The following is a 25805-nucleotide window of genomic DNA, read 5'->3' on the forward strand; positions in this document are numbered from 1 at the left end:
ATTGTGCCGCATCGCCTGCCAAGCCCGTGTTCAGGCCGATTCTCACCCTCTGCACGAGACGCAGGCCACAGTGACCACATGGCAGGCAACGACGATCTGGTGGTGCTGCGCCCGGAGGGGCTGTACTGCGCCGCCGGCGATTTTCATATCGACCCGTGGCGACCGGTAGCGCGCGCGGTCATCACCCATGGCCACGGCGACCATGCCCGTCCGGGCATGGGCGAGTACCACTGCAGCGAAGGCAGCCTGCCGATCCTGCGCTGGCGCCTGGGGGACGTGCCGTTGCAGGCGCATGCCGAGGGTGCCGCATTCCAGCTTGGCCGGGTGCAGGTGTCGCTGCATCCCGCCGGCCACGTGCTCGGTTCGTCACAGGTACGCATCGACGACGGGCAGCAGGTATGGGTCGCCTCGGGCGACTACAAGCGACAACCTGATCCCACCTGCACGCCGTTCGAAGTGGTGCCCTGCGATACCTTCATCACCGAAGCCACGTTCGCACTGCCGATCTACCGCTGGCCGGACACGCCGGCGGTGGCTGCAGAGATCGTGGCGTGGCGCCGCGAATGCGAACAACGTGGCGAGGCGGCGATCCTGCTGTGCTATGCATTGGGCAAGGCGCAACGGGTGCTGGCCGAACTGCGGCCACTGGACGATCGCCCGGCCTGGCTGCATGGCGCCATCGCCAATGGTGTGGCGGTCTACCGGCAGGCCGGCGTACCGATGCTGGAGACGCTCACCGTGGCCGAACAGGGCCGCCAGCCGGATGCCGCCGGGCAGCTGATCCTCGCGCCGCCGTCAGCTGCGGGCACGCCCTGGATGCGTCGCTTCGGCCGCCACCAGCTGGGCTTCGCATCCGGCTGGATGCAGCTGCGCGGCAATCGGCGGCGTCGCAATGTCGATCGCGGTTTCGTCATTTCCGATCACGCCGATTGGCCCGCGCTGCTGCAGACCATCGAACAGACGGGCGCCCAGCGGGTGATCGCTACCCATGGCAATACCGATGCGTTGATTCCGTTCCTGCGCGAGCGCGGCGTGGCTGCCGAAGCCTTCCGTACCGATTTCGGGAGCGGAGAATGAAGGCATTCGCTGCGCTCTACCAGCGCCTGGACCGCAGCACCGCCACGCTGGACAAGCGTGCGGCGCTGGTCGATTACTTCCGCCAAGCGCGTGCGCATGACGCGGCATGGGCGCTGTACCTGCTCAGCGGCGGCAAGGTGGGCGGCGCACGCCGCAGGATCGCCGCCAGCGGCGAACTGCGCGCGTGGGTGAGCGAGGAATCGGGCCTGCCGCCCTGGTTGGTGGAGGACAGCTACGCGCAGGTGGGGGACCTGGCCGAAACGCTGACCCTGCTGCTGGATGATCCATCCCGGCCAGCTGCCGACCGCCCCTTGGCCGAATGGATCGAACAACATCTGCTGGCGGTGGCCAATCAACCCGAAGCAGTGCGCCGTGCGGCGGTCGTCGCAGGCTGGCAGCAGCTGTGCAGCAGCGAACGCCTGGTGTTCAACAAGCTGCTGACCGGTGCCCTGCGTGTAGGTGTTTCGCAGCGGCTGGTACAGCAGGCACTGGCCGAATGGTCCGGCCTGGACATCGCACGCATCGCCCAGCGCATGCTTGGCGAGTGGGTGCCCTCGCCCGGGCTGCTGGCTCAGCTGCTGTCGCCGGATGAGCTGCCGCTTGACCGTCAGCAGCCCTACCCGTTCTTCCTCGCATCGCCACTGGAAGGTGAACCTGCCGAACGGCTCGGCCCGATCGATGACTGGCTGCTGGAATGGAAATGGGATGGCATCCGCCTGCAGCTGCTGCGCCGGCGTGGCGAGGTCGCATTGTGGTCGCGTGGCGAGGAACGACTGGATGGCCGATTCCCCGAAATCGAGCAGGCGGCGATGGCGCTTCCCGATGGCTGCGTGCTGGACGGGGAGCTGCTGGCCTGGGACGAGACCACCGGCCTGCCGCGTGCCTTCACCGCGCTGCAGACCCGCATCCAGCGCCGCAAACCCGGTGCGGCCACCCTGCGCAATACGCCGGTGCGCGTGCTCGCCTATGACCTGCTGGAACACGATGGCGCGGACCTGCGTGAGCTGCCGTTGCAGGAACGGCGTACGCGGCTCACCGCGGTCATCGGTACCCTGGGTGATGCGCGCATCCAGCTGTCGCCCGACGTTGACGCCGACGATTGGCGACGGGCAGCAGCGATGCGCGACGTGGCACGCGAACGCGGTGTGGAGGGGTTGATGCTGAAGCGGCGCACGTCCCCTTACCAGGCAGGGCGACGACGCGGCGACTGGTGGAAATGGAAGGTCGATCCACTCACGATCGACGCGGTGCTGCTGTACGCACAGGCCGGCCATGGGCGGCGCAGCACGCTGTACACCGACTACACCTTCGGCGTCTGGGACGGAGACACGCTGGTGCCGGTGGCCAAGGCGTATTCGGGCCTGGACGACAAGGAGATCCTCGCGCTCGACCGCTGGATCCGCGCCAACACCCGCGAGCGCTTCGGGCCGGTGCGCAGCGTGCGCGCCGAACAGGTGTTCGAGCTGGGTTTCGAAGCGGTCAATCGCAGCAGCCGGCACAAATCCGGTATCGCCGTGCGCTTTCCGCGCATCCTGCGCTGGCGCCACGACAAGCCTGCCAGCGAGGCCGATCAGCTGGCCAGCCTGCAGGCGCTGGCGCGATGACCCGCAGCCAGGCACTGCGCCGGCTGGAAGACTGGTTCGCGGCACGCGGCTGGCGCTCACTGCCATTCCAGCGCGCAATGTGGCGCCACTACCTGGCCGGCGAATCCGGGTTGCTGCATACGCCCACGGGCAGCGGCAAGACGCTGGCGATGTTCGGTGGGCCGTTGCTGCAGGCGCTTATCGATCCACCGCCCTCGCCCCGCCGGGCCAGCGCGGTGCGCCCACTGCAGGTGCTGTGGGTGACGCCTTTGCGCGCGTTGGCCAGTGATACCACCCGCGCCCTTCAGGCCGTCGTCGACCGCCTGGGACTGGGATGGCGTGTCGGCCTGCGCAGCGGTGACGCCAGCAACCGCGAGCGGCGCCAGGCCCGCGAAGGCCGCATCGACGTGCTGGTGACCACGCCCGAATCGCTGGCGCTGCTGCTGAGCTATCCGGATACGCTGCCGCGCATGCGCCAGCTGCGCTGCGTGGTGGTGGACGAATGGCATGAACTGCTGGGCAACAAGCGCGGTGTGCTGCTGCAGTTGAACCTGGCGGTGTTGCGCGACGCCGCACCTGCAGTGCAGCTGTGGGGGCTGTCGGCCACGCTGGGCAATCTGCAGGAGGCACGCGACGTGCTGCTGCCCGGGCAGCCGGATGCACTGATCGTGCAAGGTGTACGTCCGCGCGCAATCAGCGTGCGCAGCCTGCTGCCCGACCCCGGCGAACGTTTCCCCTGGGCGGGGCATCTGGGCCTGGCGCAACTGCCTCGCGTGCTGGGCGCGTTGATGCAGGCACGCAGCAGCCTGTTGTTCACCAATACGCGTGCGCAGGCGGAACTATGGCATCAGGCACTGGCCGCGGTCTGGCCCGAGGACCAGGACACGCTTGCGCTGCACCACGGCTCACTGGATCCGGCGCTGCGCCAGCAGGTGGAGGATGGCCTGCGCGCGGGCGTGCTGCGCTGCGTGGTTGCCACCTCCAGCCTCGACCTCGGCGTGGACTTCCCTGAGGTTGAGCAGGTACTGCAGCTGGGCAGCCCGAAGGGTGTGGCCCGCCTGCGCCAACGCGCCGGACGTGCGCGCCACCGCCCCGGTGCCAGCGGTTCCATCCTGTGCGTGCCCAGCCATGCGCTGGAACTGGCCGAGTACGCGGCGGTGCGCCGTGCATTGGCCAAAGGCGTGGTCGAAGCACGCAGGCCGCCGACACTGTCGCTGGATGTGCTGGCCCAGCATGCGGTCAGCCGCGCGCTGGCCGGTGGCTTCGACAGCGACGCGCTACTGGCGCAGGTGCGGCGCACCCACGCCTTCGCATCGCTCGGCGACGACCAATGGCAGGCCGTGCTGACCTTCATCGTGCAGGGCGGCCAGGCGCTGGCCCAGTACCCTGATTTCCACAAGGTCGTGCGCGATGACGACGGCTACTACCGCATGCACGATCGCCGCCAGGCACTGCGTCATCGGCTGTCGATCGGCACCATCAGCAGCGATGGCAGCGTGCGCGTGCAGTTCCTGCGTGGGGGTGGCCTGGGCGCCGTGGAGGAACAGTTCGCCAGCCGCCTGCGCCGTGGTGATCGCTTCCAGTTCGCCGGGCGCCTGCTGGAACTGGTGCAGCTGCGCGACATGACCGCCTTCGTGCGGTTGGCGCGAGGGCGCGGTGATGGTGTGGTGCCGCGCTGGCAGGGAGGCCAGTTGCCGCTGTCGATGCCGCTCGGCCGTGAGCTGGAGTGGGTACTGTCCGGTGCCGACGACAGTGCCGAATCACGCTGGTTGTCACCGTTGCTGGCACTGCAGCAGCAGTTGTCGGCGCTTCCCGGCCCGGAACATCTGCTGGTGGAAGAGGTGCGGCGCCGCGAAGGCCAGTTTCTGTTCGTCTACCCCTTTGCCGGCCGCCACGTGCACGAGGCGCTGGCGGCCCTGCTGGCACTGCGCTGTACCCGCTGGCAGCGCAACAGCATCGGCTATGCGGTGAACGATCATGGCCTGGTGCTGGCACCGGCGCAGGCGATCGATCTGGATGCGGCGCAATGGCGCGCATTGTTCACCCCCGATCAGCTGCTGGACGATCTGCGCGCGGCAGTGAACCTGGGCGAGCTGGCGCGGCGCCAGTTCCGTGGCATCGCACGCGTATCCGGCCTGCTGGTGCCCAGCCTGCCCGGCGGCATGCCGCGGTCGCTGCGCCAGCTGCAGGCCTCGGCGGGCCTGCTCTACGACGTACTGCGCGAGCATGATCCCGGCCACCTGCTGTTGGCATTGGCCGAACGCGAAGTGCTGCACGACAGCCTGGACCTCCCAGGGCTGCAGCAGGTACTGGCAAGGATCGGCATGCAGGTCCTCTCGGTGCAGCACCCGGCGTCACTCACACCGCTGGGCTTTCCACTGTGGGCCGAACGCCTGCGCGGGCAGTTCAGCAACGAAGACTGGCGCACCCGTGTGCAACGCGCGGCCCAGCAGCTGGAGCGCCGCCATGGCCGATGAACTGCCGCTGCTGCGCGCCGGCGAATCGCTGATTCTGCTTGGCGCGCGTGCACTGTACTGGCCTGCGCGGCAGGCGCTGTTGATCGCCGACCTGCACCTGGGCAAGGCCGATGCATTCCGTCGTGCCGGCATCGCGTTGCCCAGCGGCGGCACCGGCGAAGACCTGCAACGCCTGCAGGGGCTGCTGTACAGGCATGCCTGCCGCGAGCTGTGGATCCTGGGCGACATCCTGCATGGGCCAGCGCATCGCGCTGCCTGGTACCAGCAATGGCTGGGATGGCGTGAACGCAATGCTGCACTGGACGTGCATGTTCTGCGCGGCAATCACGACCGCCAGCTGCCGCATGCGCAGTTGCAGGTCCAGATCCACGATGAAGTACGGCTGGGGCCGTTCCTGCTTCGGCATGAGCCGATGCCCGATGCAGAGCTGCATGTGATCGCCGGGCATCTGCATCCGCAGGTTGCCTTGCCGCCCCTGCGGCGGCGCTTCGCCGCGTTCTGGCTGCGCGACCGGATGACAATCCTGCCCGCCTTCTCCGCGTTTACCGCCGGAATCGTCCCTGCCCCCGTCCCTGGCGAGCAGATGATCGTCTGCGTGCAGGGCGGCCTGGTGGAACTGCCGGAGGCTTGAATCAGGCCGGACGAATACCCAGCTGCGGCATCAACCGGAAATCAGGCGTGTCATCTTCACGTCGTCGCGGCAACGCCTGGATCGCCGCCAGCATCTCCTGCGCGCAGGTGCGGATGCGTGCGTGGTGCTCCGCTGATGCATGACTGATCAGGTTGCCGACATGGAACTCGAACACGTCCTCCAGTACGTCGGGCTGGTCCTCGTGCAGCATCTGCAGCAATCCGCGCAGCTTGCAGATTTCCGATTCCAGCTCCTCGACCGCGAACAACATGGCGTCCTCCTCTTCAACAACAGGCGGCACGTCCGGGCCGCAACAGGCCGCAACGGCAGCGCCGCCCGGGCCACGCGCGATGTTGATCACGGAAAGGAAAACGGGCGACGCGCAATCGCGTGCAACCTACTTCTCGCATATCCGCGGTGAGGCAACCGTTAATTCACGTGACGACGCGCTTCACGCATTGGCCGTGATCGCGTTGATGCGAGGCATCTCCGCTGCGATGGCCAGTGCGTCGACGAAAGCCGGATCCAGTGCCAGCGAGCCAAACCAACCATGCTGCGTGCCACTGAGCACCCGCAGCATGTGGCCACGACCACCGGGCAGGCGCCCCATCGGGCCCAGCAGCACATCACGCGCCTTGGCCCAGGCGTCGCGGTTGGACTGGAACAGCGGCGTCAGCCAACGACTCCAGCGCTGGTACACCGCAACGTGCGCCCTGCGTTGCGCCTGGTACGCCTGCAACGCTTCGGCACCGCCCCCCTGCGCGCGCACGGCATCGCGCAATGCCAACGCATCGAGCAGCGCCATGTTCACGCCCTGCCCCAGCTGCGGGCTCATCGCATGCGCGGCATCACCGGCCAGCACCATGCGGCCCTGGTGCCAGCGCGTCATCACTGCATCGCGATAGACCGCACGCGCCAGCTGGCCGGCATCGCGCAGATGGGCGAAGCGCGCACTGGCCTGCGGCCACAGTGCATGCAGTTCATCCAGCCAGGGGACCATGCCGTCGGCCTGCCAGCGCTCGAAGTCGGCGCGTGGCAGGCTCCAGAAGAAGCTCAGGCGCGGCGTGTCATCACCGGGGCGCGTACCGACCGGCAGCAGCCCGATCATCTTGCGCGCGGCCACGTAGCGCTGGCGCAGCTCCCGCACGTGCGGCCAGTCTTCGGCCGGCAGCAGGCACCACAGCGCCCCCCACGGATACACGCGGTCCAGCCCTGCACCGCCGGCGATCGTACCGCGCAGCGTCGAGGCGGCGCCATCGGCGGCCACCACCAGATCGAACGGGCCGTGCATGCGACCGTCGCTGTCGCGCAGGCGGCCCTGCTCGGCATCCACCGCCGCGATGCTGACGCCCGCATGCAACTGGCCTGCACCCGCGCGCGCTTCGTCCAGCAGCGAGAACAAGGCCCCGCGCTGCATGCCCAGGCCGTGCAGGCGCGCATCCAGTCCGTCGTAACGCATGTCCATCACCGCGCGCTCGCACGGCGTGTCGCCATACAGGCGGTGCACCGGCGCGGCATGTGCGCGCACGGAATCAAGCAGGCCCATCTGCCACAGTACCTGCAGGCCGCTGGGCTGCAGCAGGAAGCCGGCGCCCACCGGTCCCGGCGTGGGCACGCGTTCGAAGATCTCCACCTCGTGGCCGTCACGGGTGAGCAGGATGGACACTGCCTGTCCCGCGGTGCCGTAGCCGATCACGGCGATGCGCAGTCGTTCCTTCATGGGCGCATTGTGCCCGAGGTGGGTGGATCGCGAACGGGCCGCGGGCATGCCGCGCAAAAAAAACCCCGCCGAAGCGGGGTTTTCAACGCACTGTCGAGTGGATCACTCGGCCGGCGTGATGTTCGAAGCCTGGGCACCCTTCGGGCCCTGGGTCACGTCATAGGTGACACGCTGGCCTTCCTGCAGGCTGCGGAAGCCCTTGGAGTTGATGGCGGAGAAGTGCGCGAACACGTCGGCGCTGCCATCCTCCGGCGAGATGAAGCCAAATCCCTTGGCGTCGTTGAACCACTTGACGGTACCGTTCGGCATGGTGATGCGAGACCTTATGCAATGAATGGGTGGTGTACGCTGAACCCGCGCACAAGCTGAGTATGCAAAGCTTGCTCGGGGAAGACAATCACCCCCGTGCCAATTCGCCCACCAGTTCCGGAAGTCCGTTGCTTGCCGCCTGCACGTTGGCCAGCACTTCGGCCATCGTAATCTCCTCGCCATCACCACACCCGGCAGCCCAGTTGGCGATGATCGCCAGGCAGGCATAATCCAGCCCCAGCTCGCGTGCCAGCGCGGCTTCCGGCATGCCGGTCATGCCCACCAGGTCGCAGCCGTCGCGGCGCATCCGGGCGATTTCAGCGATGGTTTCCAGGCGCGGCCCCTGCGTTGCGCCGTAGCAGCCCCCGTCATGGACCGTGACGCCGGTCACTTTGGCCGCGGCCAGGATCTTGCTGCGCAGCATCGGCGTGTACGGATGGCCGAAATCGACGTGGACCACGTCGGTGCCTTCTTCTTCACAGATCGTACTGATCCGGCCCCAGGTGTAATCGATGATCTGGTCCGGGCAAGCCAGAACGCGCGGACCGAAGTTCTCGGTGATGCCACCGACCGTGTTCAACGCCAGCACGCGCTGCGCGCCCAGCTGCTGCAGCGCGGCCAGGTTGGCGCGGTAGTTGATCTTGTGCGGCGGCAGCGAATGGCCTTCGCCATGCCGCGCCAGGAACGCCACGCGATGGCCGAGCAGCGTACCGACGCGCACCGGGCCCGACGGGCGGCCGAAGCGGGTGTCGACCTCGTGGGTCTGCACATCGTCAAGCTTGGCCAGATTGTAGACACCGGTACCGCCGATCACGGCCAGGGCGATCTGTTGCATTCGAAGCACTCCATGAAAAGACGAACGCCGGCACCCGAGGATGCCGGCGGCAGAAGAAGACGCGCCGCGGGCGGCTGCGCCGTTATTCCTTCATCGCGTAGATGGCCGGCACGCAGCGCAGGGTTTCATTGACGTCCATGCCGAAGCCGAACACGTAGCGGTCCGGCAGTTCGATGCCGGCGTAGTCGGCGGTCACGTCCGGCAGCGCGCGGTCGTGTTTCTTCACCGTCATCGCGGCGATGCGCACGTCGGTCGCGCCCTGTTCCAGGCACCAGGTGCGCACGCCCTGCAGGGTGTAGCCCTCGTCCAGAATGTCGTCGACCAGCAGCACGCGGCGGCCGAACAGCGAGGTGGCCGGCTTGTGCTTCCAGACCAGGTCGCCGCCGGTGGTTTCACCGCGGTAACGGGTGGCGTGCAGGTAATCGAACTGCACGTCCTGGCCGCGCGCGCCCAGTTCCAGCGCCAGCTGGCCGGCGAACGGCAGCGCACCGTGCATGATGGACAGGAACAGCGGCACCTCGCCCTTGTAATCGCGCGCGATGGCGTCGGCGATACCAGCGATGGCCTTGTCGATGGTGGGGCGGTCGACCAGCAGGTCAGCCTGGGCCAGGGCCTGGGAAATGGTGAGGTTGGGCATCAGACGGTTCTTCCAAGGGTTTCAAGCAGACGGGATTGGGTGTCGCCATGGCGGGCATCGGCCAGCAGGCCATCCCAGCCAAGCGCGCCGCGGCCGATCAGGCCCAGCAGCGCAGCAGTATTGAGGGAGCGTCCCTGCACCGCGTGCAGGGCTTCATCGACCAGTTCCGGGTGGCAGACCAGCACCACGTCGCAGCCGGCATCCAGATGCGCGTGCACGCGCGCGGGCACACCGCCGGCGCTGTGCGAGGCGGCCATGCCGATGTCATCGGAGAACACCACGCCGCGGAAGCCGAGCTCGCCGCGCAGGATGTCCTGGATCCAGCGCGGCGAGTAGCCGGCCGGTTCAGGCGCAATCTGCGGGTAGATCACGTGCGCCATCATCACCGCGTCGGCACCGGCGGCGATGCCGGCCTGGAACGGGACCAGGTCCTGCGCGCGCAGCTCGTCCAGCGCGCGCGGATCGATCGCGGTATCGACGTGGGTATCTTCCAGCACGGTGCCGTGGCCGGGGAAATGCTTGAGCGTGGCGGCCATGCCAACCGCATGCATGCCACGCACGTAGGCGGCGGTGAATGCGGCCACCACCTGCGGGTCTTCACTGAAGGCGCGGTTGCCAATGGCGCGGTTGCCACGGCCGAGGTCGACCACTGGCGCGAAGCTGAGATCCAGGCCGCTGGCACGGACTTCACTGGCCATCAGCCAGGCATGCTGCTCGGCCAGCGCCAGCGCCTGCTGCGGATCGGTGGCGTACAGTGCGCCGATGTCCTGCAGCGGCGGCAGCTCGCTGTAGCCCTCGCGGAAACGCTGCACGCGGCCGCCTTCCTGATCCACGCAGATCAGCTGCGGGCGTGGGGCAGCGGCACGGATCGCCGCGCTCAGATCGGTCACCTGCTGGCGCGAGGCGAAGTTGCGCTTGAACAGCACCACCCCGGCCACGGCATCGTGCTGCAGCCAGTCACGTTCCTGGGCGGTCAGTTCGGTGCCGGCAACGCCGATCAGCAGCATGGTCGATCTCCACAACGCGCGCCCGCATGGCGCAGTGCCGCATTGTCGCAGAACCGGCCGACAGGCGCAGTGGTCAGAAAAAGGGGACGGAGGGGATCAAGGCGCAATCGACCCAGGTGGGCTGGATACGTCTTAATCCCCTCCGTCCCCTTTTTGGGGGGCCGGTCAGACCTTGCAACCGTCCGGGCCGCAGGTCTCGTCGCCGTCAGCCGAAGCTGCCGGAGCGCCTTGTTCGGCCGCAATCTGGCGCAGGGCGTTGGCGAAGGCCTCCGGCGGCTGTGCCCCGGAAATGGCCCACTTCCCATCAATGACGAAGGTCGGCACCGAAGAAACGCCCAATGCATGGGCCTGCGCCAGCTTGGCTTCGACCTCGGCCAGGCCGCGGTCGGAGGCCAGCATCTGCGCGATTTCGCCGGCGTCGAGGCCGCCCGCCACGCCGGCCTTGATCAGCACCGAGGGGTCGGCCAGGTTCTGGCCGTGCTCGAAGTGAGCGCGGAACAGAGCCTCGCCGACCGCATCCTGCACGCCATGCTCGCCGGCCAGCCACAGCACCCGGTGCGCCGGCAGCGTGGTCACCCGCACCTGGCCCTGGCTGAAGTCCATCGGCAGGCCCTCGGCACGCGCGGTGGTCTGGGTCTGGCCGAGGATCTGCTCGGTACGCTCGACGCCCCCGAACTTGCGCACGTAGGCCTCGCGCAGCGGCACCGGGGTGGCGTCCGCGTCCGGGTCCAGCTGGAACGGCTGCCAGTGGATATCGAGTTCAGGCGCGTTCGCGCCCAGCAACTGCACGCCCTGCTGGAAACGATGCTTGCCGATCCAGCACCAGGGGCAGACCACGTCGGAGTAGATGTCGATTCTCATCCCCACGACATGGGGCCCGCCTCCCTCGATAAAAGGGGACGGAGGGGATTAAGTCGCTTCCCGCACAGGTGGGGTAAAGACGACTTAATCCCCTCCGTCCCCTTTTTGGAGTTCACCACTCTGAATACGGGCGACTGGCCAGGGCAACGTTGTAGTAGCGGGCATCATCGGTGACTTCGACGCCAACCCAGTCCGGCAGGTCGATGACCTGGTCGGCGCTGTCCAGCTCGACCTCGGCCACCACCAGGCCGGCGTTGTCGCCGAGGAACTCGTCCACTTCCCAGGTCAGGCCGGCGTGTTCTACCAGATGGCGGCGCTTGTCGATCAGGCCGCCCACGCACAGCGCCAGCAGCGCGCGTGCATCGTCCACCGGGATCGGGTAGTCGTACTCCTGGCGGGTATGGCCGATGGTGCGCGACTTCAGGTTCAGCGCGGCATGATCGCCTTCGATGCGCACGCGCACCGAGGCGTTCTGGGTGCCGCGGTCGAGCGCGCCCATGTCGTTGATGTAGCCCTGCGCCATCGGGATCACCCGGTGCGCGGCGGCGCGCCAGCCATCACTGCTGACGAGGAATTTGCGTTCGATTTCGATGCCCATCGCACCATTATGCGCGATGGGCATGACAGCCGATCAGCGCTTCTCGAACACCGCGATGCTTTCCACGTGTGCGGTGTGCGGGAACATGTCCATGGCACCGGCGCTGACCAGGGTGAAGCCCTGTTCGTTGACCAGGTAGCCGGCATCGCGGGCCAGCGAGCCCGGGTGGCAGCTGACATAGACGATGCGCTTGAACTGCTTCAGCGGCAGCTGCTGCAGCACTTCGATCGCGCCCGAGCGCGGCGGGTCCAGCAGCAGCTTGTCGAAGCCCTGGCGCATCCACGGCGTGCTGCGCTGATCCTGGGTCAGGTCGGCGCTGAAGAACTGGGCGTTGGCCAGGCCATTGCGCTCGGCATTCTCACGCGCACGCGCGACGAGGCCACCATCACCTTCCACACCCACCACTTCGCGCACGCGACGCGCCAGCGGCAGGGTGAAGTTGCCCAGGCCGCAGAACAGGTCCAGCACGCGCTCGTCCTCACCCGGTTCCAGCAGGTCCAGGGCGTGGGCGATCATCTTCTCGTTGAGCTTGGCATTGACCTGGATGAAGTCCAGCGGACGGAACGCCAGCTCCACATCCCACGGCGCCAGCCGGAACGACAGCGGCACGCCCTGCCCGTCCAGCGGCTGCACGGTGTCCACGCCACCGGACTGCAGGTAGATCACGAAGCCATGCTGCTGGCCGAAGGCAGCCCAGGCCGCACGATCGGCATCGCTGAGCGGCTGCAGGTGACGCACGGTCAGGACCACGGCCTGGTCACCGGCGATGAACTCGATCTGCGGGATATCGCGCTTGCCATCGAGCGATTCGATGAAGGTGGACAACGCCTCGACCTTGGTGCCGATTTCCGGGATCACGGTCAGGCACTGGCTGAGGTCAGCGACGAATCGCGGGTCCTGTTCACGGAAGCCGACCAGAGTCTTGTCCTTCTTCTCGACCCGGCGCACAGAGAAGCGGCCCTTGCGCCGGTAGCCCCAGCTCTCGCCGACCAGCGGCGCCAGCACGGTACCCGGCTTCACGTGGCCGATGCGTTCCAGGTTGTCCATCAGCACGCGCTGCTTGGCGACGATCTGCTGGTCTTCGTCCAGGTGCTGCAGCACGCAGCCGGCGCAGGTGCCGAAGTGCGGGCACTTCGGGGTCACGCGCTGCGGCGAGGCCTTCAGCACTTCCACCGTGCGCGCTTCGTCGAAATGGCGGCTGCGGGCGGTCTGTTCGGCCATGACCACCTCACCCGGCAGTGCGCCGCTGACGAAGGTGACCTTGCCGCCCTCACCCTCACGGCGGGCGACGCCGCGACCATCATGGCTGAGGTCGAGGATCTCGGTCTGGAACGGGGTACGGTCGATGCGGGAGCGGGATCGGGCCACGTGGCAACAGGCTGCGGGCAAAAATGGGGGCGTATTGTCGCAGATCCTGACCGGCAGGGCCCGGACCCGCTTGCGCCCGCCGCCGCCGTGCTTGATGATTGCAACAGCTGACATGGAGGCAGCCCTGATGCAGATGACCCCGCGGGCCAGCCGGCCCCGCTTCCTGCTTGTCGAGGACGACATCATCAGCCGCGGTTTTTTCAAGGCGGCGTTGGAAACGTTACCGGCGGACGTGGACACCGCAGATTCACTGGCCAGTGCGCTGGCGAGCGCCGAACCCGGCGCGCATGACCTGTGGCTGATCGACGTCAACCTGCCGGACGGCAACGGCGCGCAGCTGCTGCGCGAACTGCGCCGTTCACACCCCGATACCCCCGCGTTGGCGCATACCGCCGATGGCGACACCTCCATCCATGCCCGCCTGCGTGAAGCTGGCTTCAGCGACACGCTGGTCAAGCCGCTGGGCCGCGACCAGTTGCTGAAAGCCGTGCGCCGCGCGCTGGTGAACAGCCCAGCGGGGATCTTCGTTGCCCCGGCCCCGGCAGCGGTCGAGCTGCAGGTGCAGGACTGGGACGAGACCGCGGCACTGGCCGCGCTCAATGGCCAGCGCAACCACCTGATCGCCCTGCGCGAGCTGTTCCTGGCCGAGTTGCCGGGGGTACGCGACGCGGTCGAGCAGGCCGTGGACCAGCACGACGAGCGTCAGCTGCGCAGCCAGCTGCACCGGTTGCAGGCCAGTTGTGGCTTCGTCGGCGCGGCACGGCTGGGACGCGCGGTGCGGCAGCTGCATCATGCGCCGGAGTCCGGGCAGGCCCAGGACGGGTTCCGCGCGGCGGTGGCGGCCCTGCTGCATTGAGGGGTGTTCGGCAGGGCTGCGCCCTGCACCCGCAGAGGCTTCAAGCCAAGGCAACAGCAAAAGCAAAAGCTGGCATCCCGTGGGTTGGCGGGGCGGTGTCGGAGTGCGGGGACGCCGTAAACCCGTCCATGGGGGCTTGGCAGCCGCATCCATGCGGCTGACACCCCGCACTCCGACACCGCCCCGCCGCTGACAATTTCCCGGTATCTGGTAGATCCACGCCATGCGTGGATGAATTTCTGTCAGATATCGAAATCAATCTGGGGTCAGATCCGTTTTCCGAGAGAAAACGGATCTGACCCCATGCCATTCCGACAACTCGCGGAGAACTGTCGAAGGCGGGGTGGGTCCGGTTGAGGGGGCGTGAGCCGCATGGATGCGGCGACCGAGCTTACATGGACGTACTTGCAGCGTCCCCCTCAACCGGCCCCACCCCGCCTACCCACGCATAGCCAGCTTTTGCTGTTGCTTCGGCTTCGGCTGCGGCAGGTGCAGGGCTGCAAGCCCTGCCGAACACCCCCTACCGCCGGGGGGCCAGCTGCTCGAGCATTTCCCAGGACTTCAGGCCGCGGGCGCCCAGGTGATGGGCCAGCACCCGCCGCATCGGCAGGCGCAGGCTGGCCAGGTCGGCGGCATCGGGCTCTTCGTCCGCCGCCAACGCCAGAAGCGCCGAGCCAGTGGCCGCCGCCCGGCGTTCCCCACCGCGCTCGCTCAGCAGGCGCTGCGCGCCTTCCTGCGGGTCCAGTTCGTAGCGCGCGGCCGGGTCGATCGGCTGGCCGTCGCTCGCGCTGTCCAGATCGAAACCCAGGCCCAGCGCGGACAGCAGCTCGCGTTCGAAGCGACGCAGAGTCCAGGCCAGGCCGGCGCCCACGGCCAGCCGCGCACGTGCCTCGCCGTAGGCCAGGTACAACTCAGGCAGCGGGTCCTGGCGCGGGGCCAGGCGCAGGGTCAGTTCACTCAGGTAGAAGCCGGCCAGCATCGCCTGGCCAACCAGGCGTGGCGCGGCATCCAGCGCCTCGGCACCCCGCAGCTGGGCCAGTTCACCCCGCTGCAGGGCACTGAAACGGATCCACTGCAGCGGCTGAAGAGCAGCGCGCAGCACCTGTCCCTTGGCGGTGGATACGCCACGCGCGAGCAGGCCAATGCGGCCATGCTGCGCGCTCAGCACTTCGACCAGCAGGCTGGTCTCGCGGTAGGCCCGTGCGTGCAGCACGAAGCCAGTGTCGTCCTCGATCATCATCGAAGCGACCGCAACGGCTTACTCGTAACCGAAGGCCTTCAGTGCGGCCTCGTCGTCGGACCAGCCTTCACGCACGCGCACCCAGGTCTCCAGGAACACCTTGGCCCCGAACAGACGTTCCATCTGCAGGCGGGACTTGGCACCAATCTCCTTCAGCCGGGTGCCACCCTTGCCGATTACGATCGCCTTCTGGCCCTCGCGCTCGACCCAGATCACCGCACCAATGCGCAGCAGGTTGCCATCTTCAGTGAAGCGCTCGATTTCCACGGTGGTCGCGTACGGCAGTTCCTCGCCGAGCTGGCGCATCAGCTGCTCACGCACCAGCTCGCCGGCCAGGAAACGCTGGCTGCGGTCGGTGATCTCGTCTTCGCCGAACATCGGCGGCGCTTCCGGCAACAGCGCCAGTACGTCACGTACCAGTGCTTCCAGACCGTTGCGCTTCTGCGCCGAGATCGGGTGCACGGACGAGAAGTCGCGGCCGGCCGTGACTTCCTGCAGGAACGGCAGCAGCGCGCCCTTGTCCTTCAGACGGTCGATCTTGTTGACCACCAGCACCACCGGGATACCGGCGTCGCGCAGAACATTGAAGGCCAGGCTGTCTTCTTCGTCCCAGCGACCGGCTTCGATCACCAGCAGGCCGGCATCGACGCCTTCCAGCGAGCCGCGCGCGGCGCGGTTCATCACCCGGTTCATCGCCCGCTTCTGCACCTTGTGCAGGCCGGGGGTGTCGACCAGCACCAACTGGCCTTCCGGATAGGTGGCGATGCCCAGCAGGCGATGGCGCGTGGTCTGCGGGCGGTTGGAAACGATGCTGACCTTGGCGCCGACCAGGGCATTGGTCAGGGTCGATTTGCCCACGTTCGGGCGGCCGATGACGGCCACGCTGCCGCAATGATGGGAAGTTTGTTCGCTCACTTGGAATCCAGTTGTTCTAGGACGGCTGCAGCCGCCTGTTGTTCGGCAAGCCGCCGCGAGGCGCCTTCGCCCTCGATGCTGGCGGCCGGGTCGGCTACGTTGCAGCGTACCCGGAAGTGCTTGGCGTGGTCGTCACCGGATTCTGACACCAGTTCATACTGCGGCAACGCCTTCTGTCGGGCCTGCAGCCATTCCTGCAGGCGGGTCTTGGGATCCTTCTCGGGCCGGCCGGAGGCCGGCAGTGCCTCGATCGAAGCACTGAACCAGGGCAGTACCACCGTCCGGCAGGCCTCGAAGCCGGCATCCAGGTAGATCGCGGCCACCACGGCTTCCACCGCGTCGGCCAGGATCGAGTCGCGGCGATGACCGCCGGACTTCATTTCGCCCGGACCCAGGGTCAGCCGCTCGCCCAGTTCCAGGGTGCGCCCGATCACCGCCAGCGCGCCTTCACGCACCAGCTCGGCACGGGCACGGGTCATCGCCCCTTCGTCAGCCTTGGGCCAGCGTCGGTACAACGCCTCGGCCGCCATCATGTTGACGATGCTGTCGCCGAGGAACTCCAGGCGCTCGTTGTGCGGCGCACCGGCACTGCGATGCGTCAGCGCCTGCTTGAGCAGGGCCGGGTCGCTGAAGGCATGACCAATCAGGTCGCCACGTTGGATGAATTTACTGGGCACCGCTTCGTGTCAGGTCCTGGGAAGAATCGAATTTGCCAACCACATCGAGGTTGCCGATCAGCTGACGGCGCACTTCGTAGTTGACCTTGAGGGTCCAGCCATTGTCGCGACGGTCGAACTTCACGTTGGCCGGCTTCACATTGTCCGAGTAGTTGATGTACAGGCGCTTGAAGAACAGGTCCTGGATGCGCGCCGGCTCCATGCTGCCCACGCCCGGCTCGTTGGCCAGGCTTTTCATCGCCGAGCGCACCGCGTAGTACTCCTGGTACATCGGGAACAGCTTCATGCCGATGTAGAGGAAGAAGCCAACCACGATCAGGACCGTCAGGAACGAGGTCAGGGTCATGCCACGCTGCGTGTTCATCGTCTTCATTGCGTTCTCCCCAGATACGCGTTGGATGTGAAAATACTCGGTTGATGCCCGGTCAGTTGATGCTCGAGCCGATCCGCGACGGCTCGAAGCCATCCTTGCAGAACCAGCCCTGGCAGTTCAGCCAGATCAGGAAGGCCTTGCCGCGCAGGTTCTCTTCCGGCAGCAGGCCCCAGAAACGGCCGTCGTCGCTGTTGTCGCGATTGTCGCCCATCACCAGGTACTTGCCGGCCGGCACGGTCCACTGGCCCTGGCCACGCGGGTAGTCGGTCTCCAGCACCGTGTGGGTGCGGCCCGGCAGGTGTTCGACCAGCAGGTTGGCGCCCTCGCCCTGGCCCTTGTGGCCGGCGTAGATGCCCTTGTTGTCGTACTTCAGCGGCTCGCCGTTGAGGATCACGCCGTCGCCTTCAAAGACCACGGTGTCACCCGGCACGCCGATCACGCGCTTGATGAAGTTCTCGCCCTTGGCCGGATCGTTCTCGCCATGGCCGGGGAAGTGGAACACCACCACGTCACCACGCGAGGGCTCGCCAACCGGCACGAACTTGGTGTTGCTGATCGGCAGGCGCAGGCCGTAGGAGAACTTGTTGACCAGGATGAAATCGCCGATCAGCAGGTTCGGCATCATCGAGCTGGACGGGATCTTGTACGGTTCGGCAATGAAGCTGCGCACGATCAGCACGATCGCCAGCACCGGGAAGAACGCACGCGAGTAATCCACCAGCACCGGCTCGGAATCGAGCAGGCCGGCGCGCTGGGCGCGACGCTTGGCGAGGTACAGCTTGTCCGCAAGCAGGATCAGGCCCGAGGCCAGGGTCAGCACGACCAGGAGGATCTCAAACAGTTTCATTCAGGGTCCTTTGCAACGTCACCAGACGACCGGCCCCGCAGGGCCGGTGCGGGCTTACTTGTTGTCCATCTGCAGCACGGCCAGGAACGCTTCCTGCGGGATCTCCACGCGGCCGACCTGCTTCATGCGCTTCTTGCCTTCCTTCTGCTTTTCCAGAAGCTTCTTCTTGCGCGAAACGTCGCCACCATAGCACTTGGCCAGCACGTTCTTGCGCATGGCCTTGACCGTGGTACGGGCGATGATCTGCGAGCCGACGGCGGCCTGGATGGCCACGTCGAACATCTGGCGCGGGATCAGGTCCTTCATCTTTTCGCACAGCTCGCGGCCACGGCGGTCGGCATGGCTGCGGTGCACGATCAGCGACAGCGCATCGACCTTGTCACCGTTGATCAGCACATCCACGCGCACGAACGGGCCGGCGTCGAAGCGCACGAAGTGGTAGTCCAGCGAGGCGTAGCCACGGCTGACCGACTTCAGCTTGTCGAAGAAGTCCAGCACCACTTCGGCCATCGGCAGCTCGTAGCTGATCTGCACCTGGCTGCCCAGGTAGTTGATGCCGATCTGGCTGCCGCGCTTTTCTTCGCACAGCTTGATGATGTTGCCGATGTACTCCTCGGGAGTGAGCACGTTGGCACGGATGATCGGCTCGCGGATCTCCTCGACCTGGTTCACCGGCGGCAGCTTGGCCGGGTTGTCCATGTTGATGATCGAGCCATCGGTCTTCAGGACTTCATACACCACCGTCGGCGCGGTGCTGATCAGGTCCAGGTTGTATTCGCGCTCCAGGCGCTCCTGCACGATTTCCATGTGCAGCATGCCGAGGAAGCCGCAGCGGAAGCCGAAGCCCATCGCCTCGGAGCTTTCCGGCTCGAAACGCAGCGCGGCATCGTTCAGGCGCAGCTTGTCCAGCGCTTCGCGCAGGTCCGGATAGTCCTCGGCATCGACCGGGAACAGGCCGGCGAACACGCGCGGCTGCATTTCCTGGAAGCCCGGCAGCGGCTTCGGTGCCGGGTCGCCGGCCAGGGTCAGGGTGTCGCCGACCGGCGCACCGTGCACGTCCTTGATGCTGGCGGTGACCCAGCCCACTTCACCGGCACGCAGCGCCGGCAGCACCTTGCGCTTCGGGGTGAACACGCCGACGTTGTCGACCTGGTGGTTGCGGCCGGTGGACATCACCTGCAGCTTGTCACCGGCCTTGATCTCGCCCTGCATCACGCGCACCAGCGAGACCACGCCCAGGTAGTTGTCGAACCAGGAGTCGATGATCAGCGCCTGCAGCTTGTCGGTGTCGCGCGGCGCCGGTGGCGGAATGCGGTGCACGATCGCTTCCAGCACGTCCTGCACGTTCAGGCCGGTCTTGGCGCTGACCGGCACGGCGTCGGAGGCGTCGATGCCGATCACGGCCTCGATCTCGGCCTTGGCGCGCTCGATGTCGGCGGTGGGCAGGTCGATCTTGTTGATCACCGGCACCACTTCCAGGCCCTGCTCCACGGCGGTGTAGCAGTTGGCCACCGACTGCGCTTCCACGCCCTGGGCCGCATCGACCACCAGCAGCGCACCTTCGCAGGCGGCCAGCGAGCGGCTGACTTCATAGGAGAAGTCGACGTGGCCGGGGGTGTCGATGAAGTTCAGATGGTAAGTCTGCCCGTCCTTGGCCAGGTACGGCAGCGACACCGACTGCGCCTTGATCGTGATGCCACGCTCGCGCTCGATCGGGTTGGAGTCGAGCACCTGCGCTTCCATCTCGCGGGCCTGCAGGCCACCACAGAGCTGGATGATGCGGTCGGCCAGCGTGGACTTGCCGTGGTCGACATGGGCGATGATGGAGAAGTTGCGGATGTTCCGCATCGAATCAGAAGACATAGGTGGCGGCGGCGCGCGGCGTCGTCAGGGTAACGGTCGATTATCGCACGCCCGGCGCCCGCCCGCGAAAACGGCCTCATCGCACCGGGCCCGGAATGGCCGAAGCCCCGCCGGGGCGGGGCTTCGGAAGAGAAGCAGGGGCCGCCGAAGCGGCCCCGGCAGGCCTTACTGGCCGGCCTTCACCGCCACGAACGCGCTGTTGCCGCTGCCGGTACGCACCAGCAGCATCACCACGTCGCCCTTCTTGTAGCTGGACAGTGCACGGTTCAGCGCGTCCACGCTGCCAACCTGGGTGCTGGCCACCTGCAGGATCACCATGCCCGGAGACAGGCCCGCATCACGCGCGCCCTGGCCCTTGACCCCGGTGATGCGCACGCCTTCGCCCGATTCCAGGCCCAGCTGCTTGCGCTGCGGCGCGGTCAGGTCACTTACGTCCAGCCCCAGCAGGGCATTGGCGCCGGCCTGCGGCGCCGCATCGCTGTCGCCGGTGGCCGGGCCACGCGAACTGGCCTGCCCATCTTCGGTCAGTGCGGTCAGGGTAGCGCTGAGGTCACGCGGCTTGCCATCGCGGATCACGCCCAGGGTGACCCGGCTGCCCGGTGCCATCGCGCCGATCAGCGGCGGCAGGTCGGACCAACTGTTGACCGGCGCGCCGTTCACCGAGCGGATCACATCGCCGATCTTCACCCCGGCCCGGGCTGCAGCCGAATCCGGCACGATCTGGTTGACCAGGGCGCCGCGGCTGTCCGGCAGGCCCCTCGCCTGCGCCTTCAGGCCGTCGATTTCCTGCACCACCGCGCCGAGCTGGCCGCGGGTGACCTTGCCGGTCTTCTTGATCTGCTCGACCGCGCTCATCGCCAGGTCGATCGGGATCGCGAAGCTGATGCCCATGTAGCCGCCCGACGCGGAGAATATCTGCGAGTTGATGCCGACCACTTCGCCACGGGTGTTCAGCAGCGGGCCACCGGAGTTGCCCTGGTTGATCGCCACGTCGGTCTGGATGAAGGGCACGTAGCGCTGGTCCGGACCGCCGGTGCTGCGGCCGAGGGCGCTGACCACGCCGGCAGTGACCGAGTGATCGAGGCCGAACGGCGAGCCGATCGCGACCACCCACTGACCCGGCTTGAGGGAGTTGGAGTCGCCAACGCGCACGGTCGGCAGGTTCTTGCCGTCGATCTTCAGCAGTGCGACATCGTACTGCTGGTCGCTGCCCACCACTTTCGCGGTGAACTCACGGCGGTCACCCAGCTTGACCTTCACCTCGCTGGCATCGGCCACCACGTGGTAGTTGGTCAGCACATAGCCATCGGGCGAGATGATGAAGCCCGAGCCCATACCGCGGCCCTTGATGCTGGGGCCACCGTCCGGGCCGCCCGGGCCCTGCCCCGGCATCGGGAAATCCGGACCGAAGAAGCGGCGGAAGAACTCCGGCATGTCATCGTCGCCGCCCATCGGGCCCCGTGAGGCCTGGCGGTTGTTGCGGACGATGGTGGTGTCGACGTTGACCACGCCAGGTCCGACCTGTTCGACCAGATTGGTGAAGTCAGGCAGGCCCGTGACCAGCGGCTGGGCCGGCGCCCGCGGCGCGGCGGCCGGCGCGGCCTGGGTCTGGGCGGCCGGAGCCGGGGCCTGCGCGCAGGCCATCAACGGCAGGGTCAGGGCCAGCAGGCCCATGGCCTGCGTGCGGAGTCGGGGAGTCATCGGACGGCAACCTCCGGATCGGATGGAAAGAGGAATACGGGCCCCGCCGACGGCGGGGCGTGAAAGCGCCCGGCTCAGTCGCGCGGGCGCGGCGGCACCGGCAGGTCGTCCTGCAGGCGCGGCTCGAACGGGTAGAACGCGGCGCCCCCGGCATGGGCCGGGAAGCTCGCATTGAGCGCGCCGCCGGCAGCGGGCGCCAGGCTGGAGCGCGGCCACGGTCGCGCCTGCAGGCCACCGACCTCACCGAACGGCATGTTGCGGCCGGCATTGGCCGGCACGGTCGGGGTCAACGGCGCCTGTGCGGCGGCCACAGCGCGTTGCGGCATGTCCTCACGCTGGGCGGCACGCGCGGCCTGCTGGCTGCGGGTAGCGCTGGCGCGACGGGTGTCCTGGCGACGGCTGGCCGCGGCCATGGCCACTGCCGGTACACCGGCCACGGCCATTGCGGCGGTATCCACCGAGGCTTCGGTCACCGGAGCCGGCGTCGTCGGTGCCGGCGCGAGTTCGGCCTGGCTGGCGATCACCTGCGGTGCCAACGGCTCGCCCGGGGTGGCCTCCTTCAACTTCTCACCGCCCATGAACAGGGCCACCGCCGCCACCGATGCGGCCAGTGCGGCGCCACCGCCCCAGGCCCGCCAACCACTGCGACGCACCTGACGGCGCGGCTCGGCCTGCGGCGCGGGCTCGGCGGCGATGGCGGCAGCCACGGCGGCACTGAACCCGGCCGGCGCCAGTGCCGACGCCTGCCCGCGCATCACATCACCCAGCAGCTGCCAGCGCTCCTGGCAGCCGGCCAGTTCGGGGTCATGCTCCATCCGGCGCAGCAGGAAGCGCGCTTCATCGGCGCCCAGCTCGCCATCGACCAGGGCCGACAGCTGCTCGCGATGGCGCTGGTCCAGGCGCTGCCCGGCGGGCGATTGATGGTTCTGCGATTCGTTGAACGGATTACTGGTCATACGCGGCTCTTCTCACGGGTGGCGCTGCCGATGTCCAACAGCGGCCGGAGTTCGGTGTCGATCGCCTCGCGCGCCCGGAAGATCCGTGAGCGCACGGTGCCGATCGGGCACCCCATTTTCTGCGCGATATCCTCGTAACTCAGGCCTTCCACCTCGCGCAGGGTGATCGCCAACCGGAGCTCTTCCGGCAGCGCGTTGACGGCCTTCATCACCGTCTGTTCCAGTTCCTGGCGCATCAACTCGCGTTCGGGCGTGTCGGTGTCGCGCAGGCGCGTCCCGCTGTCGAACTGTTCGGCATCACCGATGTCGATGTCATCGGTCGGCGGTCGGCGATTGTGTGAAGCCAGGTAGTTTTTGGCGGTATTCACGGCGATTCGATGCAACCAGGTTGAGAACTGGGCATCGCCACGGAAACTTCCGATCGCGCGGTAGGCACGGATGAAAGTGTCCTGGGCGACGTCCTGACATTCGCTCCAGTCGGCGATGTAGCGACCGACAAGGGCCACCACGCGATGCTGGTACTTGCGCACCAGGACATCGAACGCGGCGCTCTCGCCGTGCTGCACGCGCCGGACCAGTTCCAGATCCAGCTCCTGAGGTGTATCAACATCGGCCATGAGGGGCCGCACTCCTGTCAGCCCAACCGACGTCGGGCAATGAGACTGCCAATCCCGGGAAAAGTTCAGTCGCCGATCACCTGGCGCCGCACCAGCTTTTAACCACCGTTCCGTTAGCGTTCCGGTCCACGGCCATGGATCCGGGGTCGCCACTCCCCTGCTATTGGGATTTGACGCGGGGGAAACAACCTCTGGATCATAGCCGCTTCTCCATACACAACCGGATGGAACGTCCATGCTCTCAGGCTTCGATGGTCTCCGCTTCAGCCACTGGCACCCCGAGATCCGCGACGACGGCGTGGTGGTTCTCTCCCTGGATCGTCAGGACAGCAGCGTCAACGCCATGTCGCAGGACGTGCTGCTGGAACTGGGCGACCTGCTCGAGCGCATTGCGCTGGACCCGCCCAAGGGCGTGGTGATCCAGTCGCTGAAGAAGGCCGGCTTCATTGCCGGTGCGGACCTGAAAGAGTTCCAGGAGTTCGACCGCCGCGGCACCGTCAACGACGCCATCCGCCGCGGCCAGGCCACTTACCAGAAGCTGGCCGAGCTGCCCTGCCCGACCGTGGCGGCCATCCACGGCCACTGCCTGGGCGGCGGCACCGAACTGGCACTGGCCTGCCGCTACCGCGTGGCCTCCAATGACAGCAGCACCCGCATCGGCCTGCCGGAGACCCAGCTGGGCATCTTCCCGGGCTGGGGCGGCAGTGCACGCCTGCCGCAGCTGGTGGGCGCCCCGGCGGCGATGGACATGATGCTGACCGGCCGCACCCTGTCGGCCTCGGCCGCGCGTGGCATCGGCCTGGTCGACAAGGTGGTGGCACCGGCGGTGGTGCTCGACACCGCCGTGGCGCTGGCGCTGTCCGGCACCACCCGCCCGTTCAAGCAGCGCGCGACGGCCTGGGCCACCAATACCTGGCTGGCACGCACTTTGCTGGCACCGCAGATGGTCAAGCAGGTCGCACGCAAGGCCAAGAAGGACCAGTACCCGGCGCCGTACGCGCTGATCAGCACCTGGCAGCGCAGCGGCGGCAAGCCGATCCAGGCGCGCCTGGATGCCGAACGCCGCGCAGTGGTGAAGCTGGCCAGCACGCCGACCGCGCGCAACCTGATCCGCATCTTCTTCCTGACCGAGCGCCTGAAGGGCCTGGGCGGCGGTGACTCCGGCATCCGCCACGTGCACGTGGTCGGCGCCGGCGTGATGGGTGGCGACATCGCCGCATGGGCCGCTTACAAGGGCTTCGAGGTGACCCTGCAGGACCGCGAGCAGCGCTTCATCGATCCCGCCATGGAACGCGCGCAGGCGCTGTTCGCCAAGAAGGTGCGCGACGAGAGCAAGCGCCCTGCCGTGGCGGCACGCCTGCGCGCCGACCTGGATGGCAACGGCGTGGCCGAGGCCGACCTGGTGATCGAAGCGATCATCGAGAATCCGGAAGCCAAGCGTGCGTTGTACCAGACGCTGGAACCGAAGATGAAGGTGGACGCACTGCTGACCACCAACACCTCGTCGATTCCGCTGGTGGAACTGCGCGACCACATCCAGCGCCCAGCACAGTTCGCTGGCCTGCATTACTTCAACCCGGTCGCGCAGATGCCGTTGGTGGAGATCATCCATCACGACGGCATGGCGCCGGAGACCGAGCGCCGCCTGGCCGCGTTCTGCAAGGCGCTGGGCAAGTTCCCGGTGCCGGTGGCCGGCAGCCCGGGCTTCCTGGTCAACCGCGTGCTGTTCCCGTACATGCTGGAAGCCGCCACTGCCTACGCCGAAGGCATCCCGGGCCCGGTGATCGACAAGGCCGCGGTGAAGTTCGGCATGCCGATGGGGCCGATCGAACTGATCGACACCGTGGGCCTGGACGTGGCTGCCGGCGTCGGCCGCGAACTGGCGCCGTTCCTGGGCCTGCAGATTCCGGCCGCGCTGCAGACGGTGGAACCGGACAAGCGTGGCAAGAAGGATGGCCAGGGCATCTACACCTGGGAAAACGGCAAGCCGAAGAAGCCGGACGTGGCCAGCGATTACCAGGCACCGGCCGATCTGGAGGACCGCCTGATCCTGCCGCTGCTGAACGAAGCGGTGGCGTGCCTGCACGAAGGCGTGGTGGCCGATGCGGACCTGCTGGATGCGGGCGTGATCTTCGGCACCGGGTTCGCACCGTTCCGTGGCGGCCCGATCCAGCACATCCGCGCAGTGGGAGCCGATGCGATCGTCGAGCGGTTGAAGGCGCTGCAGCAGCGCCACGGCGACCGTTTCGCCCCGCGCCCGGGCTGGGACAACCCCGCCCTGCGCGAACCGGTGATTTGAGTTTATCGGCCGGGCCTGCGGCCCGGCACCCGCCGAGGCAACGTCAAATGCCACAGCAGAAGCCAGAGCCAAAGCGGCTCTGGCTTTTCTGTTTGTTGGGCGGGGCGGGGTCGACCTTGGTCGACACGCTTGATCCACGCCATGCGTGGATGCGAGCGAAGCGACCGGCGTTTGATTTTGATTTTCTTTTTCTTCTCCGTGGCTGGACAGCACACGGAAACTGTCAGAGGCCGGGCGGGCGGGTGGCGCAGGGGCGTGAGCCGCATGGACGCGGCGATCGAGCTTACATGGACGTACTTGCAGCGTCCCCTGCGCCACCCACCCGCCCGGCCAAGCGCGGCTTCTGCTTTTGCTTCTG

General features: G+C 67.4%; 24 protein-coding genes. 6 read left to right on the forward strand and 18 right to left on the reverse strand.

What is annotated here, in order from left to right:
* Positions 1-78: 78 nt before the first annotated feature.
* From ACW5IY_RS16130 to pdeM, 4 genes are read left to right on the forward strand one after another with little or no spacing between them, the layout of a single operon-like run.
* Positions 79-1077, forward strand: a complete 999-nt coding sequence (locus ACW5IY_RS16130; protein WP_049436443.1) for a ligase-associated DNA damage response exonuclease — start codon at positions 79-81, stop codon at positions 1075-1077.
* The gene (locus tag ACW5IY_RS16135) at positions 1074-2681 is read left to right on the forward strand and encodes an ATP-dependent DNA ligase (RefSeq protein ID WP_049436444.1); all 1608 of its coding nucleotides are present in this window, start codon (positions 1074-1076) and stop codon (positions 2679-2681) included. The genes ACW5IY_RS16130 and ACW5IY_RS16135 overlap by 4 nt, the downstream gene beginning before the upstream one ends.
* On the forward strand, positions 2678-5137 hold the full coding sequence (locus ACW5IY_RS16140; protein ID WP_049436445.1) for a ligase-associated DNA damage response DEXH box helicase: 2460 nt from the start codon (positions 2678-2680) through the stop codon (positions 5135-5137). Before ACW5IY_RS16135 ends, ACW5IY_RS16140 begins: the two co-directional genes overlap by 4 nt.
* Positions 5127-5768, forward strand: coding sequence for a ligase-associated DNA damage response endonuclease PdeM (gene pdeM / locus ACW5IY_RS16145; protein WP_049436446.1), 642 nt, complete (start codon positions 5127-5129; stop codon positions 5766-5768). The genes ACW5IY_RS16140 and pdeM overlap by 11 nt, the downstream gene beginning before the upstream one ends.
* A 1-nt stretch (position 5769) precedes the next feature.
* Here the strand turns inward: pdeM and ACW5IY_RS16150 are convergent, their stop codons facing one another.
* The 9 genes from ACW5IY_RS16150 to rlmD all read right to left on the reverse strand — a co-directional run bounded on the left by ACW5IY_RS16150 (position 5770) and on the right by rlmD (position 13103).
* Positions 5770-6039, reverse strand: coding sequence for a hypothetical protein (locus ACW5IY_RS16150; protein WP_049436447.1), 270 nt, complete (start codon positions 6037-6039; stop codon positions 5770-5772).
* A 180-nt stretch (positions 6040-6219) separates the two neighbouring features.
* Positions 6220-7488 carry an FAD-dependent oxidoreductase gene (locus ACW5IY_RS16155; RefSeq protein WP_049436448.1) on the reverse strand — a complete coding sequence of 423 codons (1269 nt, stop codon included), beginning with the start codon at positions 7486-7488 and terminating at the stop codon, positions 6220-6222.
* Between the two features lie 102 nt (positions 7489-7590).
* The gene (locus ACW5IY_RS16160) at positions 7591-7797 is read right to left on the reverse strand and encodes a cold-shock protein (RefSeq protein ID WP_005410590.1); all 207 of its coding nucleotides are present in this window, start codon (positions 7795-7797) and stop codon (positions 7591-7593) included.
* Between the two features lie 88 nt (positions 7798-7885).
* A complete protein-coding gene (locus tag ACW5IY_RS16165) occupies positions 7886-8632 on the reverse strand; it encodes an S-methyl-5'-thioinosine phosphorylase (protein ID WP_005410591.1) in 747 nt (248 codons plus the stop codon).
* An 82-nt stretch (positions 8633-8714) separates the two neighbouring features.
* The gene (locus tag ACW5IY_RS16170) at positions 8715-9269 is read right to left on the reverse strand and encodes a hypoxanthine-guanine phosphoribosyltransferase (protein ID WP_005410592.1); all 555 of its coding nucleotides are present in this window, start codon (positions 9267-9269) and stop codon (positions 8715-8717) included.
* Complete coding sequence (nagZ, locus tag ACW5IY_RS16175; RefSeq protein WP_049436449.1) at positions 9269-10276, reverse strand: beta-N-acetylhexosaminidase; 1008 nt, start codon at positions 10274-10276, stop codon at positions 9269-9271. Before nagZ ends, ACW5IY_RS16170 begins: the two co-directional genes overlap by 1 nt.
* 165 nt (positions 10277-10441) lie before the next feature.
* Positions 10442-11137, reverse strand: coding sequence for a DsbA family oxidoreductase (locus ACW5IY_RS16180; RefSeq protein WP_049436450.1), 696 nt, complete (start codon positions 11135-11137; stop codon positions 10442-10444).
* A 112-nt stretch (positions 11138-11249) separates the two neighbouring features.
* A complete protein-coding gene (locus ACW5IY_RS16185; RefSeq protein WP_049436452.1) occupies positions 11250-11735 on the reverse strand; it encodes a CYTH domain-containing protein in 486 nt (161 codons plus the stop codon).
* 33 nt (positions 11736-11768) lie between these two features.
* A complete protein-coding gene (rlmD, locus tag ACW5IY_RS16190) occupies positions 11769-13103 on the reverse strand; it encodes a 23S rRNA (uracil(1939)-C(5))-methyltransferase RlmD (RefSeq protein ID WP_049436451.1) in 1335 nt (444 codons plus the stop codon).
* 127 nt (positions 13104-13230) lie between these two features.
* On the opposite strand from rlmD, the gene ACW5IY_RS16195 reads away from it, so the two are divergent.
* Complete coding sequence (locus tag ACW5IY_RS16195) at positions 13231-13959, forward strand: response regulator (protein ID WP_010482825.1); 729 nt, start codon at positions 13231-13233, stop codon at positions 13957-13959.
* A 520-nt stretch (positions 13960-14479) separates the two neighbouring features.
* Here ACW5IY_RS16195 and recO read toward each other — a convergent pair.
* The 9 genes from recO to rpoE all read right to left on the reverse strand — a co-directional run bounded on the left by recO (position 14480) and on the right by rpoE (position 23148).
* The gene (gene recO / locus ACW5IY_RS16200; RefSeq protein ID WP_049435300.1) at positions 14480-15199 is read right to left on the reverse strand and encodes a DNA repair protein RecO; all 720 of its coding nucleotides are present in this window, start codon (positions 15197-15199) and stop codon (positions 14480-14482) included.
* An 18-nt stretch (positions 15200-15217) separates the two neighbouring features.
* Positions 15218-16114, reverse strand: coding sequence for a GTPase Era (era, locus tag ACW5IY_RS16205; protein ID WP_010482823.1), 897 nt, complete (start codon positions 16112-16114; stop codon positions 15218-15220).
* On the reverse strand, positions 16111-16791 hold the full coding sequence (rnc, locus tag ACW5IY_RS16210; protein WP_049435299.1) for a ribonuclease III: 681 nt from the start codon (positions 16789-16791) through the stop codon (positions 16111-16113). Before rnc ends, era begins: the two co-directional genes overlap by 4 nt.
* Positions 16781-17164, reverse strand: a complete 384-nt coding sequence (locus ACW5IY_RS16215) for a DUF4845 domain-containing protein (RefSeq protein WP_010482821.1) — start codon at positions 17162-17164, stop codon at positions 16781-16783. The genes rnc and ACW5IY_RS16215 overlap by 11 nt, the downstream gene beginning before the upstream one ends.
* A gap of 52 nt (positions 17165-17216) precedes the next feature.
* A complete protein-coding gene (gene lepB / locus ACW5IY_RS16220; protein WP_032129848.1) occupies positions 17217-18011 on the reverse strand; it encodes a signal peptidase I in 795 nt (264 codons plus the stop codon).
* Positions 18012-18065: 54 nt separating this feature from the next.
* Positions 18066-19859, reverse strand: coding sequence for a translation elongation factor 4 (gene lepA / locus ACW5IY_RS16225; RefSeq protein WP_049435304.1), 1794 nt, complete (start codon positions 19857-19859; stop codon positions 18066-18068).
* Between the two features lie 180 nt (positions 19860-20039).
* Positions 20040-21575 carry a DegQ family serine endoprotease gene (locus tag ACW5IY_RS16230; RefSeq protein ID WP_457326796.1) on the reverse strand — a complete coding sequence of 512 codons (1536 nt, stop codon included), beginning with the start codon at positions 21573-21575 and terminating at the stop codon, positions 20040-20042.
* A 74-nt stretch (positions 21576-21649) separates the two neighbouring features.
* Positions 21650-22531, reverse strand: coding sequence for a sigma-E factor negative regulatory protein (locus tag ACW5IY_RS16235; RefSeq protein WP_049435298.1), 882 nt, complete (start codon positions 22529-22531; stop codon positions 21650-21652).
* The gene (gene rpoE / locus ACW5IY_RS16240) at positions 22528-23148 is read right to left on the reverse strand and encodes an RNA polymerase sigma factor RpoE (protein ID WP_010482816.1); all 621 of its coding nucleotides are present in this window, start codon (positions 23146-23148) and stop codon (positions 22528-22530) included. The genes ACW5IY_RS16235 and rpoE overlap by 4 nt, the downstream gene beginning before the upstream one ends.
* Before the next feature lie 235 nt (positions 23149-23383).
* Here rpoE and ACW5IY_RS16245 point away from each other — a divergent pair, with 235 nt between their 5' ends.
* Positions 23384-25447, forward strand: coding sequence for a 3-hydroxyacyl-CoA dehydrogenase NAD-binding domain-containing protein (locus tag ACW5IY_RS16245; protein WP_049435297.1), 2064 nt, complete (start codon positions 23384-23386; stop codon positions 25445-25447).
* Positions 25448-25805: the final 358 nt, after the last annotated feature.

It is taken from the genome of Stenotrophomonas sp. C-A (assembly GCF_054030835.1).

What these genes read in the sequence shown, in the direction of transcription:
- ACW5IY_RS16180 (WP_049436450.1), bottom strand. Translation starts at nt 11,137, where the DNA reads ATGAGAATCGACATCTACTCCGACGTGGTCTGCCCCTGGTGCTGGATC.
- ACW5IY_RS16195 (WP_010482825.1), top strand. Translation starts at nt 13,231, where the DNA reads ATGCAGATGACCCCGCGGGCCAGCCGGCCCCGCTTCCTGCTTGTCGAG.
- ACW5IY_RS16160 (WP_005410590.1), bottom strand. Translation starts at nt 7,797, where the DNA reads ATGCCGAACGGTACCGTCAAGTGGTTCAACGACGCCAAGGGATTTGGC.
- ACW5IY_RS16130 (WP_049436443.1), top strand. Translation starts at nt 79, where the DNA reads ATGGCAGGCAACGACGATCTGGTGGTGCTGCGCCCGGAGGGGCTGTAC.
- pdeM (WP_049436446.1), top strand. Translation starts at nt 5,127, where the DNA reads ATGGCCGATGAACTGCCGCTGCTGCGCGCCGGCGAATCGCTGATTCTG.
- ACW5IY_RS16155 (WP_049436448.1), bottom strand. Translation starts at nt 7,488, where the DNA reads ATGAAGGAACGACTGCGCATCGCCGTGATCGGCTACGGCACCGCGGGA.
- ACW5IY_RS16170 (WP_005410592.1), bottom strand. Translation starts at nt 9,269, where the DNA reads ATGCCCAACCTCACCATTTCCCAGGCCCTGGCCCAGGCTGACCTGCTG.
- recO (WP_049435300.1), bottom strand. Translation starts at nt 15,199, where the DNA reads ATGATGATCGAGGACGACACTGGCTTCGTGCTGCACGCACGGGCCTAC.
- lepB (WP_032129848.1), bottom strand. Translation starts at nt 18,011, where the DNA reads ATGAAACTGTTTGAGATCCTCCTGGTCGTGCTGACCCTGGCCTCGGGC.
- lepA (WP_049435304.1), bottom strand. Translation starts at nt 19,859, where the DNA reads ATGCGGAACATCCGCAACTTCTCCATCATCGCCCATGTCGACCACGGC.
- ACW5IY_RS16140 (WP_049436445.1), top strand. Translation starts at nt 2,678, where the DNA reads ATGACCCGCAGCCAGGCACTGCGCCGGCTGGAAGACTGGTTCGCGGCA.
- ACW5IY_RS16230 (WP_457326796.1), bottom strand. Translation starts at nt 21,575, where the DNA reads ATGACTCCCCGACTCCGCACGCAGGCCATGGGCCTGCTGGCCCTGACC.
- ACW5IY_RS16150 (WP_049436447.1), bottom strand. Translation starts at nt 6,039, where the DNA reads ATGTTGTTCGCGGTCGAGGAGCTGGAATCGGAAATCTGCAAGCTGCGC.
- ACW5IY_RS16135 (WP_049436444.1), top strand. Translation starts at nt 1,074, where the DNA reads ATGAAGGCATTCGCTGCGCTCTACCAGCGCCTGGACCGCAGCACCGCC.
- rpoE (WP_010482816.1), bottom strand. Translation starts at nt 23,148, where the DNA reads ATGGCCGATGTTGATACACCTCAGGAGCTGGATCTGGAACTGGTCCGG.
- ACW5IY_RS16185 (WP_049436452.1), bottom strand. Translation starts at nt 11,735, where the DNA reads ATGGGCATCGAAATCGAACGCAAATTCCTCGTCAGCAGTGATGGCTGG.
- ACW5IY_RS16235 (WP_049435298.1), bottom strand. Translation starts at nt 22,531, where the DNA reads ATGACCAGTAATCCGTTCAACGAATCGCAGAACCATCAATCGCCCGCC.
- ACW5IY_RS16245 (WP_049435297.1), top strand. Translation starts at nt 23,384, where the DNA reads ATGCTCTCAGGCTTCGATGGTCTCCGCTTCAGCCACTGGCACCCCGAG.
- ACW5IY_RS16165 (WP_005410591.1), bottom strand. Translation starts at nt 8,632, where the DNA reads ATGCAACAGATCGCCCTGGCCGTGATCGGCGGTACCGGTGTCTACAAT.
- nagZ (WP_049436449.1), bottom strand. Translation starts at nt 10,276, where the DNA reads ATGCTGCTGATCGGCGTTGCCGGCACCGAACTGACCGCCCAGGAACGT.
- ACW5IY_RS16215 (WP_010482821.1), bottom strand. Translation starts at nt 17,164, where the DNA reads ATGAAGACGATGAACACGCAGCGTGGCATGACCCTGACCTCGTTCCTG.